This window comes from Paenibacillus mesotrionivorans (genome assembly GCF_046098205.1).
In the GTDB taxonomy this organism is placed as follows: Bacteria; Bacillota; Bacilli; order Paenibacillales; family NBRC-103111; genus Paenibacillus_AR; species Paenibacillus_AR mesotrionivorans.
Window position 1 is genome coordinate 130,053 of record NZ_JBJURJ010000015.1, and the last position, 18,229, is coordinate 148,281.

Sequence of the window (18,229 nt, forward strand, 5' to 3'; positions counted from 1 at the left end):
CTGTTCACGCAGTCCCTCTTTTTCTTATTCTACCCACAGTATAACATACATATGTCTTTTTTGTCTTACCAATTCGGCGAATTGGCCAGCTTCAGGAGGGCTTGCGGGATATTGACCTCCTGGCTTAGAGGGGGAAGCAATTTCTCCAGAGCAGTTGTGTTATGGGTGACATCGGTTAATTTAATGGTTTCGATTTCCTTATGCAGCTTCTCCATCTTCATGTCCAGCGCCATGGCAGAACTCGCGGCGTCCGTCAGTTCATCCAGCAGGCGCTTGGGCACGTCGCCTTCGTACTTGTAGAAAATCTTGTGCTCCAGACTGGCCCAGAAATCCATGGCGATGGTGCGGATTTGGACCTCTACATACACCAGCTCCTGCCGGTCCGACATAAATACGGGAACCTGGAGAATCAGGTGAAGGCTGCGGTAGCCGTTGGGCTTGGGGTTCTGGATGTAATCCTTCACCTCCACCACGGTAATATCCTCCTGGCTTTGCAGCATGCTGCTGATCCAATAGATATCCTCGGTGAAGGAGCAGGTTATACGCAAACCCGCGATATCCCGGATGTTCTCCTTGATGCTGGAAAGCGAATCGCCTACGCCCTTACGGGAAAGCTTCCTCAGAATACTCTCCGGCGATTTGACCCGGGACTTGGTATGCTCAATAGGATTATATTCATGCAAGGAATGAAATTCATCGTTCAAAATCCTTATTTTGGTTTCAAGCTCTTCCAGAGCAAACTTATACATCATCATAAAGCGGGTCAGATTATTTTTGAGCGTTCTAAGCTGTTCAAGCTGGTTGTCCATTTTAAGTCTCCTGTCCAAATCAAAGTCCTCGAAGCGGCTGCTTCACCTATGAGGATTCCTTGAGGTATGCCCTCATTTTATCATGCGGGCCATAGGCAAGTAAATTGTATGAAATTGGGCCGCGGTTTCCGAAGGGCAATGGTTCCGTTATGGCGATTGGAAATATACAGAATAATTCTTCGCTATAATGTCTTTGGCCAAGGATAGATACTCGTTTTTCAAATGGATATCCTCCACGTTATATTGGACATCGGAAGCGGTTCGGATGGTGAATATACGGTTTCCCATTTCTCCTATTTTTTCAACGCGCATAGCTTTTACCACATCTTCTTCTTGAATAGACCATTCCTCCACCGGCCAAACGGTAATGGCAAACAGGTTTCCGCCAAAAGCCTTATTCGCGGTATGGATGAAATCGTAGGTTTCCGTCTGATCTTGATTTCGATGGACTGTAACTTCATATTGTCGGTTCCAACTCTTAGGGAGCAGAATGGTGAAATTCTTGTTTTCATATACCTCAAAGTCAATGGTCCGGTCGTACTTGGATTCAGGTCCCGGACTAGCATGCAAAGTGCTGTAACGAAGCTGGAAACGTTCAATAAAGGCAACAGCTTCCGCTCTTGTCAGCTTGCCATCTTTTTCATATCCGCTTAGGTGTTTTCCGTTTTTTCCGTCACTTAACCCCAGATCCAGCAAATATTGAACTGAATCCTCCACATTAAGTTTTTTCCCCGTAGCATTCACCAGGTATTGAGCCGCTTCTCCTCTGGTAAAAGCCAGGGAATCACCGTTGTTAGGCTTCCAGTCCATTTCTGTCGCATAGGCCCAATAGGGATCTGCCCAGCTTCCATTTGCCGAGGTTCCCTTCAAGTCCACGGGTTTATAGGCACGGATCAGCATGGATACAAATTCATCGCGGCTGATGGCCGAATTTGGCCTGAAGGTACCGTCAGGATAACCGTCAACGATTTTTTGATCAATGGCCCATTGAATATGGGCCTGCCCCCAAAAATCCGCGGGTACATCACGAAAAGCTGCGGCTGCAGCGGACACGGTAAGACTTCCGGCAAAAACTCCGATTGAGAGCATCGCCGCTAATTTCGGTTTCAATCTTATCATTTTCATGGAAAAAGCCCCTCACTTTGTTAAGACATAGAACATTTCCATTTTAATGTAAATCCTTAGTGCAGAGCAAGACAAAACTTGCCATCAATTTGCGGGGGAGCAGGCCCAAAACCGCAGAAGCCAGGAGTTGCCGCTCATGAGTGAGAATTGGCACCAGCCCCTGAAAAACAAAAACCGCGAGAAATGGTCGCGGCTGGTAAGGGATTTTTTTTGCAGATGAGCTTTCTTCAAGTCAATATCAAGGATGTCTGTATCCTGTTAGGCCTTTTATGCTCTTACCGCAATGGCCTCCACCTCGATAAGCAGCTCGTCCCGGACAAGTCTGCGCACCTCAACGGCAGAGCTTGCCGGCGGGTTGGCCAGGTTAATGTATTCGTCCCGGATACTCCGGACCACTGGCATCAAGGAGATGTCCGTCAGGAAAAAGGTCAGCTTCACCACATGCCGGAAGTCAACGGAAGCGGCCTCCAAGGCGTGCCTGATATTCTCGAAAACCTGTTTGGTCTGGGCGGCCAGGTCACCTGCTCCGACAATTTCCCCTGCCGGGTTTAACGCAATCTGCCCCGATATGTAGATGGTGGTTACATTGGTGGCCTCCACCACACTGCTGTAGCCCGGACCTGCCGGCATGGAGGCGGGATTGATGAATTTCACATGCTCCTCGATGTTCATTAGCGGTTGCACTCCTTTTTTGGGGTTGAAGCGATATCCTCCCATCTTAGTCCTCCTTGTCTTCTTGTTCAAGACATATTGACGGGCATCTGGAAAAAGAATACAATACGGTTGTCATGACAACTGAGGTGAAGAAACCATGGATTTTCGATTGGAAGAGTCATTGGGCTTTATTCTGAACAAAACCAACACCAAATTGAAGAACCAGCTGTTCCAGCGGTTCAAGGAGGATGACATTACGCCTGAGCAGTGGTCTGTCCTGACCTGCCTGTGGCAACAGGAGGGGATTTCGCCCAAGGAGCTGGCTGATCTCATCTACAAGGATAAGCCTAACACCAACCGGATATTGGAGAAGCTCCAGGCCAAAGGACTGATCCTGCGTAAGCCCCATCCTATAGACAGAAGGGCATACCAGATTTATTTGACCGAACTGGGCTGGGCTATCAAGGATAAATTGATTGCGAAGGTTACACAGCTGCAGGATGAAGTGACCGCGGGTATGGAGCAGGCACAAGTAGAGGAAATGAAACGGCTGCTTAATCAAATGTATGCAAATTTGAAATAAGTTTTTTTGGCTATAAAGTTGTCGTGACAACTAAATCGTGGGATTAAGAAGGAGGCCGCATGTATGGAAAGCCGTTTGGCGAAGGAATTAGGCCTGAAATTTGAACCGGTGGCGGTGCTGCTGAGCGATGAGAAGCCGGAAGGGGCCCTAGAGAGCAAGGAAGGGCGCTGGAGCTGCACCATTCCGTTATTCCTTGCCGCAGCCAAAGGGAGAACGGTGGTGTTCGAGCGGAAAACCACCGGCTGTCCCGGTGCTAAGGCGGGTTTGGGCTTCGGGCAGTTTCCCAACTATCCCGGTGGAATCGAGTATTTCCTGTCCGTAGGTCAAGAGGGCAGGTTTGAGGGGGAGGGGTACCTGAAGAACCCGGAGCTTGGGGAGGACTTTGTCCGATGTCTGCCGATAACCGCCATTCCTTATTCCTACATCATTATGAAGCCGTTATCCCAGGTAGATGCAGCCGTGGAAAGGCCGGAGCTGATTAGCTTCTACGTCAATACCAACCAGCTGTCCGCCCTCACGGTTCTTGCCAACTACTATAGGCCCGGCATTGAAAATGTGATGATCCCCTTCGGCTCCGGCTGCCAATCCGTCTTCCTGTTGCCCTATGCCGAGGCGCAAAAGGAGAATCCAAAGGCGGTTGTGGGTTTGCTGGACATTACCGTACGTCCTATGGTGGGCGCGGATATGCTATCCTTTTCCGTCCCGTATTCCATGTATCTGGACATGGAGGAGCAGGTGGAGGGCAGCTTCCTACAAAAGGAACTGTGGCATAAGGTTGCGGCGAAAATGGAGCAGACGGTTTAACGCCCTGCACTCCGGCGGCCGGAAAGCTTCAGATAGACAATCCACACGGTGTAAACCAGGATTAATCCGGCCAGGATGAGGGCGGTCATGTACACCCGGGAGCTGTCCCGCTGCTCCACCGCAATGGCCACGTAGGCCCACACGAACACCAGGGGGTACGCCCAGTTCCGGTACGGATAGCTGACCAGAACCGCAAGCAACGCACCGACACACAGCATAATCACTGCCCAAGCGGTATCGGAGAGGCCGAAGCCGTCCCAGCCGTTTTTCTTGAGCACGATGCTTACATTGACGATAGTGGCTACGGAAATCCAGCCCAGGTAGATACTGAAGGGCAGCTTGACCAGCCAGCCTTCTCCGGGAGTAGGGGAGACCAGCCCGGCCGTCTTCCGGTAGATGACGATCAGGGAAACCAGAAGCACCACCATGGCGGCGACGGAAAGCTCAATTTGCAGGTTATGCCACAAGAACAGCCAGGTCATATTGGCCGCACAGCTGACGATAAAAGGGATGCTGATCGAGCGGATCAGCTTCGCAGAATCGCCCCGTGCCCGGAATTGATAAAGGATAAAGCCGGCCAGAAGCAGATAAATGAGTCCCCAAATAGAAAAGGCATAGCCAGCCGGGGTGATGGAGGTATGGTACTTGTCCGAAATCTCCCCGGTGCTGTTGCCTCCCAATGGAAGAGTTACGGCAAGCACATTGACCACAATGACGCCCAGATAAAACAGCAGATTGATAAACTTGTAGAGATTATTTTTGGACATAGGCGGAACGCTCCTTCGGGTATGTATTTACTACAATATACCCGGGAGATGCTGGAATCAGACATGCTTTTTTTTATAAAGCGGATCTGACGGCGATAAAGATCACCGGTACCAGAAGGGCCGGAAGCAGATTCATGGTTTTGATGTTACCCACGCCAAGAATGCTTAACCCGGAGCAGAAAATCAGCACGCCGCCGATGATGGAGGTTTCGGTCAGAAGCTCCGGTGTAATGAAGCCGGCCAATGCGCTGGCTGCCAAGTAGAGAGCCCCCTGCCAGCAAAAGAGCACCACGGCGGATATCATTATGCCCATGCCGAAGGTGGACGCCAGCACAATCGAGGTGACCCCGTCCAGGATAGCGTTGGTGAACAAGTAGGTGTGATTGCCGCGGAGTGCACTTTCGATGGGTCCCAGAATGGACATGGTTCCCACACAGAAAAGCAATATGGCCGTCGACAGACCTTCAGCCAAATTCCCCTTGGAAAACCGGGCCACGGCCTCTTTGAAGCGCTGCTCCAGATCAAGCTGCTGGCCAATTAATCCGCCTACTGCCAGACTGACAATAAACAGTACCGGATATTGGCTTTCCGGCATATAAGAAGCGATCCCGTTTATCCCCAGTGCCGCCGCTGCCAGTCCCATAGCTTGCATAAGAACCGTTTGGCTGCTTTCCTTCATTCCTTTCCTGAAAACACTTCCCACCAGACTCCCCGCAAGAATTGTAGCGGTGTTTACGATAGTTCCGATCATAGCTGCTCTCTCCTCTATCCTGTTTGAAAAGAGCATAAACCCTCCAGCAGCTGGAGGGTCAAGACGGTTTTACCGGCAGACGGATTTCCGTTACGAATCGGGAGGTATCCTGGGATAACCCATAATCCACATAAGTGATTTCCAGCGCATCCTCCGCCGGGCTGTATTTCTTTTCTCTGGCATAGGCCAGCAGCCGTTCGTAATAGGGAGCAGCATCCGTATGGGTACCGATGAAACGGACCAGCAGGTATTGTTGTCCGGCAAGAATCTTCAAAGCCGTTGACTGGGGTGGCGGCTGATCCGGCTCCACGAAGACAAAGATGGAATTGTATTCGTCGAACTGACCCTGCTCCAGATTAGCGGCGGATACGGTTAACCCCACTTGCCCCAGAAAGATGCTGGATGTCAAGTTGCCGCTATTCTCCAACAACCGGATGGACATCTCCAGATTGTCCCCGGGCTGAATCCGCTGCTTCAGCAGGATCAGCTTCTGCTCCGGAAGCCATACTTCCCGGATATTGAACAAATCCTCTGTTTTTGACACATCCTCAATCTGGCGGATCAGCTTGTCCAATTTCTGTTCGATCCGCCGATATTCCTGCAGCTTCTCTTCCGTTCTGGTTTTTTGCTCCTTCAGCAAAACGAGAACATCATCCATATTCCGGTTGTCGATAAACTGCTTCATTTCCTTCAGCGGAATATTCAGCGCCTTGAGATAGAGAATCGTATTTAACCGTTCGAATTGCTCAATGGCATAATACCGGTAGCCGGTCTGTTCATCCACCAGAGCCGGGGTGAACAGCCGGATTTCATCGTAATAGCGCAGTGTCCGGATATCGATCCGGAAGAGCTTGGAGATTTCGCCGATCAAAAACAGCTTGCCCATGGGTCACGGTCCTTTCTTAAACGATTCCATTATACACCAAGAGCCCGATGGGCATATCCCCATCAGGCTTTTGGTTAGACGTATGCATGTTTTCAGTTACCAGATTAAAAAGTCCTTATCCAACAGCCGCAGCATGGCCTCCAGGAAGAAATAGTCGCCGTAGATGATGGGCACTTCCCGGTCCGATTCCCGGTGGTATCTGCCGGAGCCGTGGGAAACGATGGAATCCACCGCAGGGTCCCATTGGCAGAATTTCTCGTCGATCTTCCGCAGCAGACGGAGCGCTGCCTTCACGTACAGGGGCTTCTCATATTCGCCGACGAATTCGGAGAGCTCCAGCAGTCCGCAGGCGGCGCACACGGCGGCGGTGGTGTCATAATAAACCGGTTCTTCCGGCGCACGGAAATCAATGACCACCTCGTAATCATTTACCGCCGCATTGGCAATGAAATAATGGGCTGCCCGTTTGGCGGCGTCCAGGTAATCCTTCTTTCCGGTATACCGGTAGGACAGAGCCATCCCGTAGATAGCCCAGGACTGGCCGCGGGTCCAGGAGGAGCCGCTTTCGTACCCTTGGCCTCCCGGATTGTCCAGGTATTCGCCGGTTTCCGTGTCGAATACCACCAGGTGGTTGGCGGAGCCGTCCGGACGCAGCACGTACTGCAGGGCCATATCGGCATGCTTGACGGCAATCTGCCGCATGCCGGAATCCTTGCGCTGCTCTGCGGCCCAATACAGCAGGGGAAGATTCATCAGGCAGTCCACAATGGCGATGCCGTCCTGCCCTTCGTTCCAGGCCCGGATATATTCCCCGGCGGGCTGGAAACGTCCGGCCAGAATACTCGCGGCATGAAGCCCGCGGATCCGGGACTTGGGGTTTCCGGTAAGCCGGTAATCGGCCACCGCCGTATGCAGCCACAGGAAACCCAGGTCATGATCCAGACCCATATAATCCTCCAGCCCCTGATCCAGCCGGGCTTCGATTTGCTCAGCCGTTTCCTTGTAGGCCGGGTCGTTGGTGGCGTTGTACATCTGCCAAAGGATGCCGGCCCAGAAGCCGTTGGTCCACCAAACCAGATTCCGCTCCGCCATATCCCCATAAGCGCCGTTCTCCGGAATATAGGGCATCTTCGGCCCGACCCGCAGGCATTCTTCCTTTAATTTGACCGCAAGCTTATCCCAGATCCCGGCCGCCCACTGGCGGTCCGCTTCATGAATTGCATACTTCATAACCGTTACCTCTTCCTATCTGGATTTGAACCTCTCTGAATTCCGTTTCGATCCGGGTTTCGAAGCTGATGGTCCCCTGGGGAATCCGGTATTCCATGGCCGGAATTTTCGCTGTGGGGAAGATCAGATTGGTATTGGGCGCACTGGTGATGACGATAGCCTTACCGGTTTCCGAGGCGACGCTGCTGCTTCCATTGGCATCCGCCACCTTCGCGACGCCTTGGCTGCAGTTGGTGCTTGTGTGCTCCATTAAGTCCGGATAAGCAAAGCCGCAGTCATATGCGGTGCATTCCAGCTGACTGGTAATGGTGTGGCGCCGGATATGGCCTTTATCGGTGGGAATCAGCCGGGTTTCCACCTCAATCCCCTCTACGGGACTCCAACGGGAATATACCTCCGTCTCCGTAACGGAATACTCCAGGCAGGCTCTCCGCACATAAATCATGTTGTGGACATGGAAGGCCAGCATGCTGTCGGGTGCCGCCTCATGCAATTGGCAATATGACCGGGGGCAGCTGAAGCCAAACCGGGTGGAGTAGGCAAACTTGGCATATTTCTCCGCCGCATGGGTCAGCTGCAGCACCGGATATTGCCCCGCCGTAAGCGCCGTGACATCATAGCCCCGCCGGAGCATAAGCATATCGCACTCGGGAATAACCCTGCGCGCCTTGAGCGGCGGAAGCGGCTGACTCTCCGCCTTCCAGAAGGCATGCTCCGCAGGAAGTGCCAGCAGTGCGAAGGTTTTGAAGGCCCAATAAGGGGAACCGGAGGCATTGTACCCTTCGGAAATATTCAGGTTGGGGTATGCGTAGCCGATAGAGAGAACCCCGCCATTGTCAAAAATCGGCTGGCGGAGCCATTGCTCCATATGCCGTCCAATTAATCCCTTCAATACGCCCATGGGGAGCACGTCCAGCTCCAGCATGGCGCACATACTCCAGAAGGCCCCTTGTGCGAAGCGGTAGGTCATGGACCGTCCGAAGGGCAGCGCTTTGCCCTCATCGTCGAACCAATACAGGAACGTGCCGGCGAACTCACAGGCCCGTGCCTTGAACAATTCCGCCCGGACCGGGTCCTCGCCGCCCATCAATTTCGCATACAGCAGGCAGTAGAAATGGATGGCGAAGGAGATATAATAATCCTTCTGTGGCCGCAGACCGTCGGAATACCAGCCGTTGCCCAGATAGAAGGACTCATACTTGGCCATGGCCTCTTCCAACCGCTGCGTGCTGTGGGGTCTGCCCACATGCTTCAGGGCCAGATTGGTGATAACGTTGAAATACTGCCAATTGTTTTCGGCAAGCGAATACAGATTAATCTGCCCCAGCCATTCCGCCAGATGGGTCCGGGTTTCTTCGGATAAGGGTTCCCAGAGCTTCTCTGGAATCATCAGCATCCCATAGCCGATAGCGGCCATCTCTACCATCCGCTGGTCCTTGTTTTGCAGATCGCCCCAATATTCAGGGGAAGCAGGATTGGTCCCGTTGGCCAGTCCCTCCCAAAAAACGGGCAGCAGGCTTTCATCCGTACCGCCGCCGGCCCAATAGGGAACCATACCCCATAACAGCCGGGAGAAACCCTCCATTCCGGCTACCCGGTATCCATAGCCTGCGGTTTCCGCACCCAGCTCCAATCTTGCCTTTCCCGGGCTGAACCGCCCCTTTAAGGGCTCTATCATAGAAAGCAGCAGGCCTTCATAATACGCCCTGCTGCCGTGATCCATTATTGCTTCCATCGTTCCTTTCCGCCTTTCCCCATAGACTCATACCCTACAAATCATGCTTTACTATAAGGCAGAATCCGGTGCATTGTATATCTTCAGTACATCCAATGAGCTCGGCATTATGCCCAAACGAATAGGCATTTTGTCCAATAGCGGACTTTGACGAAGCAGGACTGCTAGGATCCGGACCAATTGTTGACCAGTGGCGGCCAATCAGGATATGCTACATTCGTAAAGACGAGAAAGTGAAAGGAGCCAACAATATGAGTCAAAGATGGTCCATGGCTATGGCCGATTCCTTCATGCAGCACTACCCCATCGTGTCGGACATGCCCTATCAGAGGGAACGCAGCTGGAATTATGAGAACGGTGTCATTATTACGGCGCTGGAGCGGCTGTGGAGGGAAACCGGCGAGGAGCGGTATTACCGGTACATCAAGGAGAACATGGATCTGTTCGTGCAGGAGGACGGCTCCATCGATACCTACGAGCTGAATGATTATAATGTGGACCGGGTGAATCAGGGGAAAGGTTTGTTCGTGCTGTACGAAACCACCGGCCAGGAGAAATATAAACAAGCGCTGGAGGTGCTGCTTGTCCAGATGAAGAGTCATCCCCGGACCAGCGGCGGCGGATTGTGGCACAAGAAAATCTATCCCTACCAAATGTGGCTGGATGGAGTGTACATGACCTCGCCGCTATTGTCCGCCTATGGGCGGATGTTCAGCGCACCGGAATGGTTCGATGACGTAGCCCACGAAATCCTCTTGATGGAGAAGGTTTCCCGGGACCCGGCCACAGGGCTGCTTTATCACGGCTGGGATGAATCCAGGGAGGAGCGTTGGGCGGATAAGGTGACAGGCTGCTCGCCCCACTTCTGGGGCCGGGCCGTCGGCTGGTTTATGATGGCTGTGGTGGATGTGCTGGACGACCTGCCCTTGGACCATCCCAAGCGTGGAGAGATTATCGGTATCTTCCACAGGCTGGCCCAAGCGGTGATACGGGTTCAGGATGAGGAGAGCGGCATGTGGTATCAGGTGCTGGATCAGGGGAGCCGTGCCGGCAACTATCTGGAGGCATCGGCCACAGCCATGTTTGTCTGCTCTCTTGCCAAAGGTGCGCGGTTGGGTTATCTGGGCCGCAATGCTCTGGAATCCGCCCGGCGGGGGTATGAGGGTTTGCTTGCCCGCTGCGTGGAGAAGACGGAGGATGGGAAGCTGCATCTGAACCATATCTGCGGCGTAGCCGGGCTGGGCAATAATCCTTACCGGGACGGCTCCTACGAATATTACATCGGCGAGATCATCCGCCAGGACGATCCCAAGGGTGTGGGTCCTTTTATTATGGCATGTCTGGAAATTGAGATGGCGGGTGCATAACAAGTTCTCAAGGCCTGTCCCAAAAGACTTCGGATTTTCCATGTGAACATGAAATTTCGAATATAAAAGGGGCAAACCGGGCCTAAGGGAGGCGTTAAACACGATTTTTCAACTATAAATCCGGTAATAGGGGCTGGATGGACACAGTCACACCAATAAAGTTGAACAGATAAACATAAGTTTTTCTGTTCAGCTTTTTTATTTTGGGGCTCTTCTGAGAGCCTCTTTTTTGTATTTGTGGTAAACTAAAAACAGAAACGATTAACTTAATTAATAAATTTATTTAGTTATAGTTTTATTTTAGTTTACTAAATACGTATTGACTATCCCCTCATTTTGATGATAATCTTAGCTTATGCAGGGTTCGGATTCTCTTCTTAGAATAGATCTATTTAGATTGTTTAGGTTTGTTTATCCCAAAATGTTCTGGTAAAGGTGATGACAACATGATCCATAATAGCGGCGGGGCATTAGCCGGTGAGCGGTACAGAGTGATTGTTTCCACAGATATCGGGGGCAGCGATCCAGATGACTTCCAGTCCATGGCGCATTATTTGCTCTACTCCGATTTGTTTGATACCGAGGGGCTGATTTCCTCTCCGTGGGGCGCAGGCACTGCCGGAGATATCCTGGAGGTAATCGGGCATTACAAGACCGACTACCCCAATCTGCGCACCCACTCCGACCGTTACCCGGAGCCGGATTATCTGCGGTCCATAACCAAACAGGGCACAATGGACATCGCTCCCTTCAAGGGCTACAGCCAAAGCACCGAGGGTTCGGATTGGATTATCCAATGCGCCCGCAAGGAGGATAACCGGCCGTTGTATGTGCTGGTTTGGGGGCTCCTGGAGGATGTGGCACAGGCGCTGCACGACGATCCCGGAATCAAGGACAAGCTGCGTGTATACTATATCGGCGGACCCAATAAAAAGTGGGGTTTGAACGCGTATGAATATATCCGGGAGAATTTCCCCGACTTATGGATCATCGAGAACAACTCCACCTACCGCGGCTGGTTTGTGGGCGGCAATCAGGAAGGGGATTTGGGCAATCTCAGCTTCGTCATGACCCACGCCCTTCATCACGGTGCCTTGGGGGATTATTTCGCCAAACATCTGGGGGGAGTGATCAAGATGGGGGATACCCCATCGGTAACCTACCTCATGAAGGGCACGCCGGAGGAGCCGGAAAAGCCGGGCTGGGGCGGAAGCTTCGTCCAAGTGGGCAACCGGCCCAAAGCGGTCTTCCACCGGAATACCACCGAAAAGGACGAAGTTGAAGTGTTTGCTGTGCTGGAGCTGGTATTCCAGGGTCCTGAACTGGACAGGGATACGGAGGAGTCCGTTTTCACCTTGGTGGTGGACGGGCAGGAGTTTGAGGGCTTTTACTGCGGCGGCACGGAATACCGGGTGCGCTTTATGCCCAAGTCCCAAGGAAGCTGGACGTATACGACGAAGAGCAGGTTACCGGAGCTGGATGGACAGAGCGGCGCTTTTACCTGCGTGGAGGAAACCCCGGCAGGCCGCATAGGGGAAGAAGCCCGTTACCCCAACTGGTGGGCGGATGTGCTGGATCCCGAACACGAGGAGCATCCGCACAAAGGAGCCAAAACCGTAAGCATGTGGCGTGAGGAATTTTTGCGGGATTTCCAGACCCGGTTCGATTGGGCCTTGCACCCGAGGAAATAAAGGAAAATCATATAAGCCATACCGTGATCCATGCGGTATGGCTTTTTTGACGATTCTGCCTAAAAGTGATATTTATCCAAAAAAGTCTGATTCTGATATGCCGTTTGAAACGGGCAGTTTGTACATTTTGCCGATGCTTGGGTGAAAGTGAATATGTACAAGGAGGAGCCGCAGGATTAAGATTCCAATGAAAGCATTTACATACCTAATTCAGGGTGTGGGGGAGGAGATGAAGCCTAGCTTTTTGCAGCATGCCCAGTCAGCAGAACAGACGCAAGCCACTATTAGTAGAGAGGATGATCGTTAATGACATGCAGCAGATTATGGAAAAGATTATTCAGCATTTTGGTTGCTTTGGTGCTCGCAGCTTCATCTCTTATTCTGCCTTCCGGCTCGGTGGAGGCGGCAGCGGGACCCCGACAGATGGAAAATCTGGGGCGGGGTGTGGTGGCGGTCCGCACCGGCGCCAAGGTGTTCATCAGCTGGCGTCTGCTGGCTTTGGACCCGGCGGGAATCAGCTTTAATGTGTACCGTTCGGCGGCCGGCGGCGCAGCAGTGAAATTGAACGGCTCAGTGCTCACCGGAGGCACCAACTACACTGATACAACTGCCGATCTGACCAAGGCCAATACCTATTATGTAAAACCTGTGGTTAACGGGACGGAACAGGCGGCCAGCGCTTCCTTCACCCTTACGGCCAATCATGCCGATGAGCCGGTGGTGACCGTCCCCTTACGTGCCGGGAATGAAATTAAGAATGTATGGGTAGGGGATTTTGACGGGGATCATGAGTACGACTACCTGGTGGACCGGGCGGGAACACCCCAAACGCTGGAGGCTTATAAGCGGGACGGTACGTTCTTATGGTCGGTGAACCTAGGGCCCAACAGCACCAACCAGGATAACATCTCTCCCGGCTCCGCCACCATCAGCGTTGGCATGTGGGACGGAGTGACGGTTTATGATCTGGATGGCAACGGAAAAGCCGAGGTGGTGCTGAAGATTGCCAATGGCGTAACCTTCGGCGACGGCACTGTATGGACCAACAGCAGCGATACCAAACAATGGCTGGCCGTACTGGACGGTATGACCGGCAAGCTGAAGAATTATGCCGCATTGCCGGATGACTATCTTTCTGTGGGGCCTTTGGGCGTCCAATTGGGCATCGGCTACCTCAACGGAACCACCCCCAGCATTGTAGTGTTCGCGAAAAACCGCAATGCGGATAAATCCTTCAACTGTGTGGTCAGCGCCTACCGGTGGAGCGGCTCCAATCTGAGCATGGAGTGGAAATGGCTGCGCGGCTCCCAGAATGCACCCGACGGCCATCAGATGCGCATAGCCGATGTGGATGGCGACGGCAGGGATGAGATTGCGGAAATCGGCTTTGTCCTGAATGGAGACGGCACACTGCGTTATTCCCTGGCCGGCAGCAATGTGGTTCACGGGGACCGCTTCTACATCGGCAAGCTGGACCCCAACCGCTCCGGCCTTCAAGCCTACGGCATCCAGCAGGATAATCCTTACGGGCTCTTGGAGTATTATTACAATCCCAACTCCGGGGCCATGTTCTGGCAGCACACCACCACCCCGCCGGCAGGGGACGTGGGGCGCGGTGATGTGGGAGACATTGACCCCCGGTATCCGGGATACGAGGTTTGGTCCTTCTCCGGTATTTATAACGGGGCAACCAACACCAAAATCACCTCGGAGCCCACCCGCCCGTATCCCGCTTTCCGGTTATGGTGGGACGGGGACCTGCTTAGTGAAAGCTATAATGACGGGAAAATTGAAAAATGGAACTACAGCTCCAGCACTGTTTCCCGCTTGGTCACCACATGGAATTACCACAGCGCAACGCGGAGCGAACGAGGCGCGGCCATGTTCTATGCCGATCTGTTCGGAGATTGGCGCGAGGAAGTGGTATTGGCCAAAGGCGGGGATTACTCCGAGCTGGTGATCTTCACCACCAATATTCCTACCAATACAAGGCTTTATACGCTTCCGCAAAATCCCCTGTACCGCAACAGCATGACCATTACCGGGTATAAGCAATCCCATCTGCTGGATTTTTATCTGGGAGACGGCATGACAACACCTCCCATCCCCAATATTTATTTGGCGCCGTAAGCGGGAGGTGCAGCCTGGTTATTCCGGCGGTTGAGGTGGCCTTTGCTGGTATAGAATTGCTTGGCGATGTCCTCCCAATTGCAACGGATTGCTAAAGTGCAAATTAATATGGCGGACAATATCGGTAACTTTCCGCTGAACAGGAGAAGGCTCTTCCTCAAGAGGGGGAGTCTTTTTTTGTATGTGCCGGGCCGTGATCACCAAGAGCTCGACGGCTATGCTGGGACAAGTCAGGGAGTAGTTAGATATGCCCGGCATGAGCAGCCAAGGAAAGATGAACCGTAAAAACTTCCTTTGTTTTTGCCGCGGAAAAATGACCGTACTGCCTCTCCATAATCCGCTGGCAGGTTTTGATGCCGATTCCCGTGCCTCCCGCCTCCTTCAGCTCTTTGTTGATGTGGTTTTCAATGCTCATCACCAACAGGCGGTCCTTCAGATAGCTGGTGACGACTACAGGCTTCGATTGATCCGCGTATTTGATAATGTTGGAGAAGAGGTTATCGAAGACTCGGCGCATGGAAATCAGATGGACTTCGAGGTGATACGGTTCAGCGCAGGTATGGAGCCGGTACTGAAAACCATTGTTATGCAGGTGAAGCAATTGCTCCTCCAGAAGCTGGTCCATCAATTCATTCCCGTTAAAGAGCTCCAGCTGCAAATCATCCTCATCCGTCTTAAACACAGTGAAGTATTCGAACAGCTTGTCGGAGAGCTCCTTGATCTGGTAAGCCTTGTCCCTGCTGTTATGGATATACTTCAATAAGTCGTCCTGAGATTGATATTTGTTGTGGATGATAATGTCCAAATACCCGACCAGCGCAGTCAGCGGAGTTCTCAGGTCATGGGACATGGCTGTAATAAGCTCCTTATTGGCGGTTTTGGCATTATCCTCCCATTCTATCCATTCAATGAAAGAAACCCGCATTTCATTAATACTCTCCGCCAAGGAGGACAGCTCATCATTTCCCCGGATGGAGATCGGATAATGGAGCTCGCCACCCTCCAGAATCTTGATTTCATTCTCAAGCACGCCGATATAGGAGGTTTTCCGGCTAATAAAGAAGGATATCAAGATAATCAGAAAAACAACACTCACGATTACATTCAGCACCATAACGATGTAATAGTACTTGTATTCAAAAAAACATTCCATGTACACCTTGGTATTCGTATCGGCGAATGAAACATCATAGAAGGGTTCATTCTTCAGAATAATATCGAACAGATACTCATTACCTTCAATGGCTGTGTCGAAGCCGTCTGTGGAGAAGATCATCTTGTTTTCATGGAAAATAAAGATGTTTATATATTTCGCGTGACGGACCCAGTTTTTCATTTTCTCATGATCTGCCGTGGTGATTCCATTCTGGGCAACGAATTCCCGGAATTCCGCAATCGACTCCTCCTTCTGCTTGGTGATAAAGGAGGTTTTGTTCAGATGATTAACGATAATATCCTCACTGGTGACTTGGAGCACAATGAATATTCCCGCGGAAACGGCGAGGGAGAGGACCAAAGCCAGCATCAGCTTATATTTCAGCTTTCCTTTACATGGCTTTCTATTCAATCCGGTACCCCTTTCCCCATACCGTTCTGATATACTCCGGGTTTTGGGGATTATGCTCCAGCTTCATCCTCAGGTTCCGGATATGAACCATCACTGTATTGTTGCAGCTATGAAAATAGGGCTCCTCCCAGACACTTTCGTACAGATTTTGGGCGGAAAATATTTTCTTCCTGTACGTTGTCATCAGCAGCAGGATTTTATACTCAATATCAGTGAGTGAAATCTCCTTATTCTCCATATAAACCTCGTTGGTCACCGTATTGATCCGCAGCCCGTTAATGGTAATGACATCCGGCGGATTGGGCTTGTCCTTGCCTTTATAGACGTAATACCGCCTCAGCAGAGCCTTGACCCTGGACACTAATTCCGTATAGGAGAACGGCTTGGACAGGTAATCATCACTTCCCGCGGAAAACGCCATAAACTTATCCGAATCATCTGTTTTGGCCGTCAGAAATAGAATGGGAGCACTTGTTTTTTCGCGGATCTCCACACACGCCTTAAACCCGGATTTCCCCGGCATCATAATATCCAGAATAATCAAATCCACGTTTTCATCCACTTTGGCCACCGCATCGTCCCCGTCTACGGCTTCTGCCACCTGGTATTGCTCACTCTCCAGCAGCACACGGACAATCTCTCTGATCTCCTGATTATCGTCCGCAATCAGTATTTTCTTATCCGATTCCATCCAATCTCCTCCCCCCAAACATAACAAGGTCCCTTAAGTATAATGTGCAGGTTGCGAATAAACCATGATTCCGGCGGCACTTAAGAATTATTAAGATCTCCTTTGGTGGCTTCTTAAGAACCCGGGCCTACAATCATGTTGTACGTAAGGCCAGACCAATGAGAAAGGATACATGGCGTGGAGAATGCAAAGAAACAACTTGTCTGTAAGGTGATCTTGGCGGTTATCGCGATCCTGTTGGTATTTCTGGTGATCCGGTACTTTCCGCAGATCGTGAAAATGACCTTGTCCATTGATGAATTCCGCAATTATATTCTTTCGTTAGGGAAGTCCGGTCCGATCGGGTTTGTGCTTTTTCAGATTCTGCAAACCGTCATTGCCCCTATTCCGGGAGAGGTGATACAGATTGCCGGGGGATATATTTACGGGGTGACGTTAGGAACGGTTTATACCGTTGCGGGGCTTCTGGCGGGGGCTATGATCGCTTTTTACTTTACCCGTTTTTTGGGAGGGGATTATGTCCAGAGGCTGCTGGACAAGAGCCAATTCAAGTGGATGGCCGACATGCTGGACAATAAGAAGTTTTCGGTTTTTCTGTTCATCGTATTCATCATACCGGGGCTGCCCAAGGATATGTTCATATACGCCGCAGGATTAACGCCCATAAAGCCGCTCCGGTTTTTCACCATTTTGCTTGTGGCGCGGTTCCCTTGGCTGTTGGCCTCCGTCAGCATCGGAGCGAATATGTACCACAAAAACTATCTGTCCACGATCATCATATCCGCGGTGGCCATCATTTCCTTCATCCTCGGACTGATCTATAAGGACAAGCTCATTCAGAAGCTATCGCAATTGAACAAAAGCACGGGTAAATCCTAAATCGGGGTGGAAATCATGTTAAGAAAAAGTGTGCCTAATCTGCTTACATTTGCCAATTTGTCCTTCGGTGTTCTATCGCTGCTGGCGGTTCTGAAAGACAATTATATTGCCAGTGCGGTCTACATCATTATCGCGGCGCTCATTGACAGGTATGACGGAAGGATCGCCAGACGGTTAAATGTGACCAGCGATATCGGAAAAGAGCTGGATTCCCTGGCCGACCTGGTTTCCTTCGGAGTTGCGCCTGCCTTGTTGATTTTTCATAAGTTCGCTTTCTCTGATGTTCATGGTCTAAAGCTGGCGGGAGTCGGGTTCCTGCTGCTGTACATCATCAGCGGGTGTTACAGGCTGGGGCGTTATAATGCCAGCACCTTCGACGGCAATTTCAGCGGGGTGCCGATTACCATTGCGGGACTTATTCTTTCGGTATACTCACTGATGGTGCCAAGCAGCCCTGTTTTCCTGTTTGTGTCGGTGGTTTTGCTGCTGGTGCTTTCCATCCTGATGGTATCGAAGCTCAAGCTTAAGAAAATATGAGTGAAAGGATAGCTTATGTATAG

Annotated in this window: 17 protein-coding genes; 7 read left to right on the forward strand and 10 right to left on the reverse strand. The window is 51.5% G+C overall.

Annotated elements, in window-relative coordinates; all coding sequences use genetic code 11:
- Nucleotides 1-65 precede the first annotated feature (65 nt).
- The 3 genes from ACI1P1_RS21655 to ACI1P1_RS21665 all read right to left on the reverse strand — a co-directional run bounded on the left by ACI1P1_RS21655 (nucleotide 66) and on the right by ACI1P1_RS21665 (nucleotide 2,606).
- A complete protein-coding gene (locus ACI1P1_RS21655) occupies nucleotides 66-809 on the reverse strand; it encodes a GTP pyrophosphokinase (protein ID WP_416218528.1) in 744 nt (247 codons plus the stop codon).
- Nucleotides 810-956: 147 nt separating this feature from the next.
- Complete coding sequence (locus tag ACI1P1_RS21660) at nucleotides 957-1,934, reverse strand: S-layer homology domain-containing protein (protein ID WP_416218529.1); 978 nt, start codon at nucleotides 1,932-1,934, stop codon at nucleotides 957-959.
- A gap of 267 nt (nucleotides 1,935-2,201) precedes the next feature.
- Nucleotides 2,202-2,606, reverse strand: coding sequence for a RidA family protein (locus tag ACI1P1_RS21665; RefSeq protein ID WP_416218595.1), 405 nt, complete (start codon nucleotides 2,604-2,606; stop codon nucleotides 2,202-2,204).
- A gap of 139 nt (nucleotides 2,607-2,745) precedes the next feature.
- Between ACI1P1_RS21665 and ACI1P1_RS21670 the strand changes: the two genes are divergently transcribed.
- Both ACI1P1_RS21670 and ACI1P1_RS21675 read left to right on the forward strand, forming a co-directional pair.
- Entirely contained in the window at nucleotides 2,746-3,171 is a 426-nt protein-coding gene (locus ACI1P1_RS21670) for a MarR family winged helix-turn-helix transcriptional regulator (protein WP_416218530.1), read from the forward strand.
- A 63-nt stretch (nucleotides 3,172-3,234) separates the two neighbouring features.
- Nucleotides 3,235-3,975, forward strand: coding sequence for a DUF169 domain-containing protein (locus ACI1P1_RS21675; RefSeq protein ID WP_416218531.1), 741 nt, complete (start codon nucleotides 3,235-3,237; stop codon nucleotides 3,973-3,975).
- Here the strand turns inward: ACI1P1_RS21675 and ACI1P1_RS21680 are convergent.
- From ACI1P1_RS21680 to ACI1P1_RS21700, 5 genes are all read right to left on the reverse strand, one after another.
- Nucleotides 3,972-4,742, reverse strand: a complete 771-nt coding sequence (locus ACI1P1_RS21680) for a tryptophan-rich sensory protein (protein ID WP_416218532.1) — start codon at nucleotides 4,740-4,742, stop codon at nucleotides 3,972-3,974. The genes ACI1P1_RS21675 and ACI1P1_RS21680 overlap by 4 nt on opposite strands.
- A gap of 73 nt (nucleotides 4,743-4,815) precedes the next feature.
- Nucleotides 4,816-5,493 carry a DUF554 domain-containing protein gene (locus tag ACI1P1_RS21685; protein ID WP_416218533.1) on the reverse strand — a complete coding sequence of 226 codons (678 nt, stop codon included), beginning with the start codon at nucleotides 5,491-5,493 and terminating at the stop codon, nucleotides 4,816-4,818.
- A gap of 58 nt (nucleotides 5,494-5,551) precedes the next feature.
- A complete protein-coding gene (locus tag ACI1P1_RS21690) occupies nucleotides 5,552-6,379 on the reverse strand; it encodes a MerR family transcriptional regulator (RefSeq protein ID WP_416218534.1) in 828 nt (275 codons plus the stop codon).
- Between the two features lie 96 nt (nucleotides 6,380-6,475).
- Nucleotides 6,476-7,609, reverse strand: a complete 1,134-nt coding sequence (locus tag ACI1P1_RS21695) for a glycoside hydrolase family 88 protein (protein WP_416218535.1) — start codon at nucleotides 7,607-7,609, stop codon at nucleotides 6,476-6,478.
- Nucleotides 7,590-9,344, reverse strand: a complete 1,755-nt coding sequence (locus ACI1P1_RS21700) for a DUF2264 domain-containing protein (RefSeq protein ID WP_416218536.1) — start codon at nucleotides 9,342-9,344, stop codon at nucleotides 7,590-7,592. The genes ACI1P1_RS21695 and ACI1P1_RS21700 overlap by 20 nt, the downstream gene beginning before the upstream one ends.
- A gap of 251 nt (nucleotides 9,345-9,595) precedes the next feature.
- Between ACI1P1_RS21700 and ACI1P1_RS21705 the strand changes: the two genes are divergently transcribed.
- The 3 genes from ACI1P1_RS21705 (at nucleotide 9,596) to ACI1P1_RS21715 (ending at nucleotide 14,532) form a co-directional block, all read left to right on the forward strand.
- Nucleotides 9,596-10,711 carry a glycoside hydrolase family 88/105 protein gene (locus ACI1P1_RS21705; protein ID WP_416218537.1) on the forward strand — a complete coding sequence of 372 codons (1,116 nt, stop codon included), beginning with the start codon at nucleotides 9,596-9,598 and terminating at the stop codon, nucleotides 10,709-10,711.
- A 446-nt stretch (nucleotides 10,712-11,157) separates the two neighbouring features.
- Complete coding sequence (locus ACI1P1_RS21710; protein ID WP_416218538.1) at nucleotides 11,158-12,402, forward strand: nucleoside hydrolase-like domain-containing protein; 1,245 nt, start codon at nucleotides 11,158-11,160, stop codon at nucleotides 12,400-12,402.
- Between the two features lie 306 nt (nucleotides 12,403-12,708).
- Complete coding sequence (locus tag ACI1P1_RS21715) at nucleotides 12,709-14,532, forward strand: rhamnogalacturonan lyase family protein (protein ID WP_416218539.1); 1,824 nt, start codon at nucleotides 12,709-12,711, stop codon at nucleotides 14,530-14,532.
- A gap of 241 nt (nucleotides 14,533-14,773) precedes the next feature.
- Here ACI1P1_RS21715 and ACI1P1_RS21720 read toward each other — a convergent pair whose 3' ends face one another.
- Nucleotides 14,774-16,099 carry a HAMP domain-containing sensor histidine kinase gene (locus ACI1P1_RS21720; protein ID WP_416218540.1) on the reverse strand — a complete coding sequence of 442 codons (1,326 nt, stop codon included), beginning with the start codon at nucleotides 16,097-16,099 and terminating at the stop codon, nucleotides 14,774-14,776.
- Nucleotides 16,092-16,790, reverse strand: coding sequence for a response regulator transcription factor (locus tag ACI1P1_RS21725; RefSeq protein ID WP_416218541.1), 699 nt, complete (start codon nucleotides 16,788-16,790; stop codon nucleotides 16,092-16,094). Before ACI1P1_RS21725 ends, ACI1P1_RS21720 begins: the two co-directional genes overlap by 8 nt.
- A gap of 177 nt (nucleotides 16,791-16,967) precedes the next feature.
- On the opposite strand from ACI1P1_RS21725, the gene ACI1P1_RS21730 reads away from it, so the two are divergent.
- Together ACI1P1_RS21730 and ACI1P1_RS21735 are read left to right on the forward strand one after the other, a co-directional pair.
- Complete coding sequence (locus ACI1P1_RS21730; RefSeq protein WP_416218542.1) at nucleotides 16,968-17,669, forward strand: TVP38/TMEM64 family protein; 702 nt, start codon at nucleotides 16,968-16,970, stop codon at nucleotides 17,667-17,669.
- A 15-nt stretch (nucleotides 17,670-17,684) separates the two neighbouring features.
- Complete coding sequence (locus ACI1P1_RS21735; RefSeq protein WP_416218543.1) at nucleotides 17,685-18,206, forward strand: CDP-alcohol phosphatidyltransferase family protein; 522 nt, start codon at nucleotides 17,685-17,687, stop codon at nucleotides 18,204-18,206.
- Nucleotides 18,207-18,229: the final 23 nt, after the last annotated feature.

Coding starts and splice junctions, on each gene's coding strand:
- ACI1P1_RS21655 (WP_416218528.1), bottom strand. CDS start 809: ATGGACAACCAGCTTGAACAGCTTAGAACGCTCAAAAATAATCTGACC.
- ACI1P1_RS21660 (WP_416218529.1), bottom strand. CDS start 1,934: ATGAAAATGATAAGATTGAAACCGAAATTAGCGGCGATGCTCTCAATC.
- ACI1P1_RS21665 (WP_416218595.1), bottom strand. CDS start 2,606: ATGAACATCGAGGAGCATGTGAAATTCATCAATCCCGCCTCCATGCCG.
- ACI1P1_RS21670 (WP_416218530.1), top strand. CDS start 2,746: ATGGATTTTCGATTGGAAGAGTCATTGGGCTTTATTCTGAACAAAACC.
- ACI1P1_RS21675 (WP_416218531.1), top strand. CDS start 3,235: ATGGAAAGCCGTTTGGCGAAGGAATTAGGCCTGAAATTTGAACCGGTG.
- ACI1P1_RS21680 (WP_416218532.1), bottom strand. CDS start 4,742: ATGTCCAAAAATAATCTCTACAAGTTTATCAATCTGCTGTTTTATCTG.
- ACI1P1_RS21685 (WP_416218533.1), bottom strand. CDS start 5,493: ATGATCGGAACTATCGTAAACACCGCTACAATTCTTGCGGGGAGTCTG.
- ACI1P1_RS21690 (WP_416218534.1), bottom strand. CDS start 6,379: ATGGGCAAGCTGTTTTTGATCGGCGAAATCTCCAAGCTCTTCCGGATC.
- ACI1P1_RS21695 (WP_416218535.1), bottom strand. CDS start 7,609: ATGAAGTATGCAATTCATGAAGCGGACCGCCAGTGGGCGGCCGGGATC.
- ACI1P1_RS21700 (WP_416218536.1), bottom strand. CDS start 9,344: ATGGAAGCAATAATGGATCACGGCAGCAGGGCGTATTATGAAGGCCTG.
- ACI1P1_RS21705 (WP_416218537.1), top strand. CDS start 9,596: ATGAGTCAAAGATGGTCCATGGCTATGGCCGATTCCTTCATGCAGCAC.
- ACI1P1_RS21710 (WP_416218538.1), top strand. CDS start 11,158: ATGATCCATAATAGCGGCGGGGCATTAGCCGGTGAGCGGTACAGAGTG.
- ACI1P1_RS21715 (WP_416218539.1), top strand. CDS start 12,709: ATGACATGCAGCAGATTATGGAAAAGATTATTCAGCATTTTGGTTGCT.
- ACI1P1_RS21725 (WP_416218541.1), bottom strand. CDS start 16,790: ATGGAATCGGATAAGAAAATACTGATTGCGGACGATAATCAGGAGATC.
- ACI1P1_RS21735 (WP_416218543.1), top strand. CDS start 17,685: ATGTTAAGAAAAAGTGTGCCTAATCTGCTTACATTTGCCAATTTGTCC.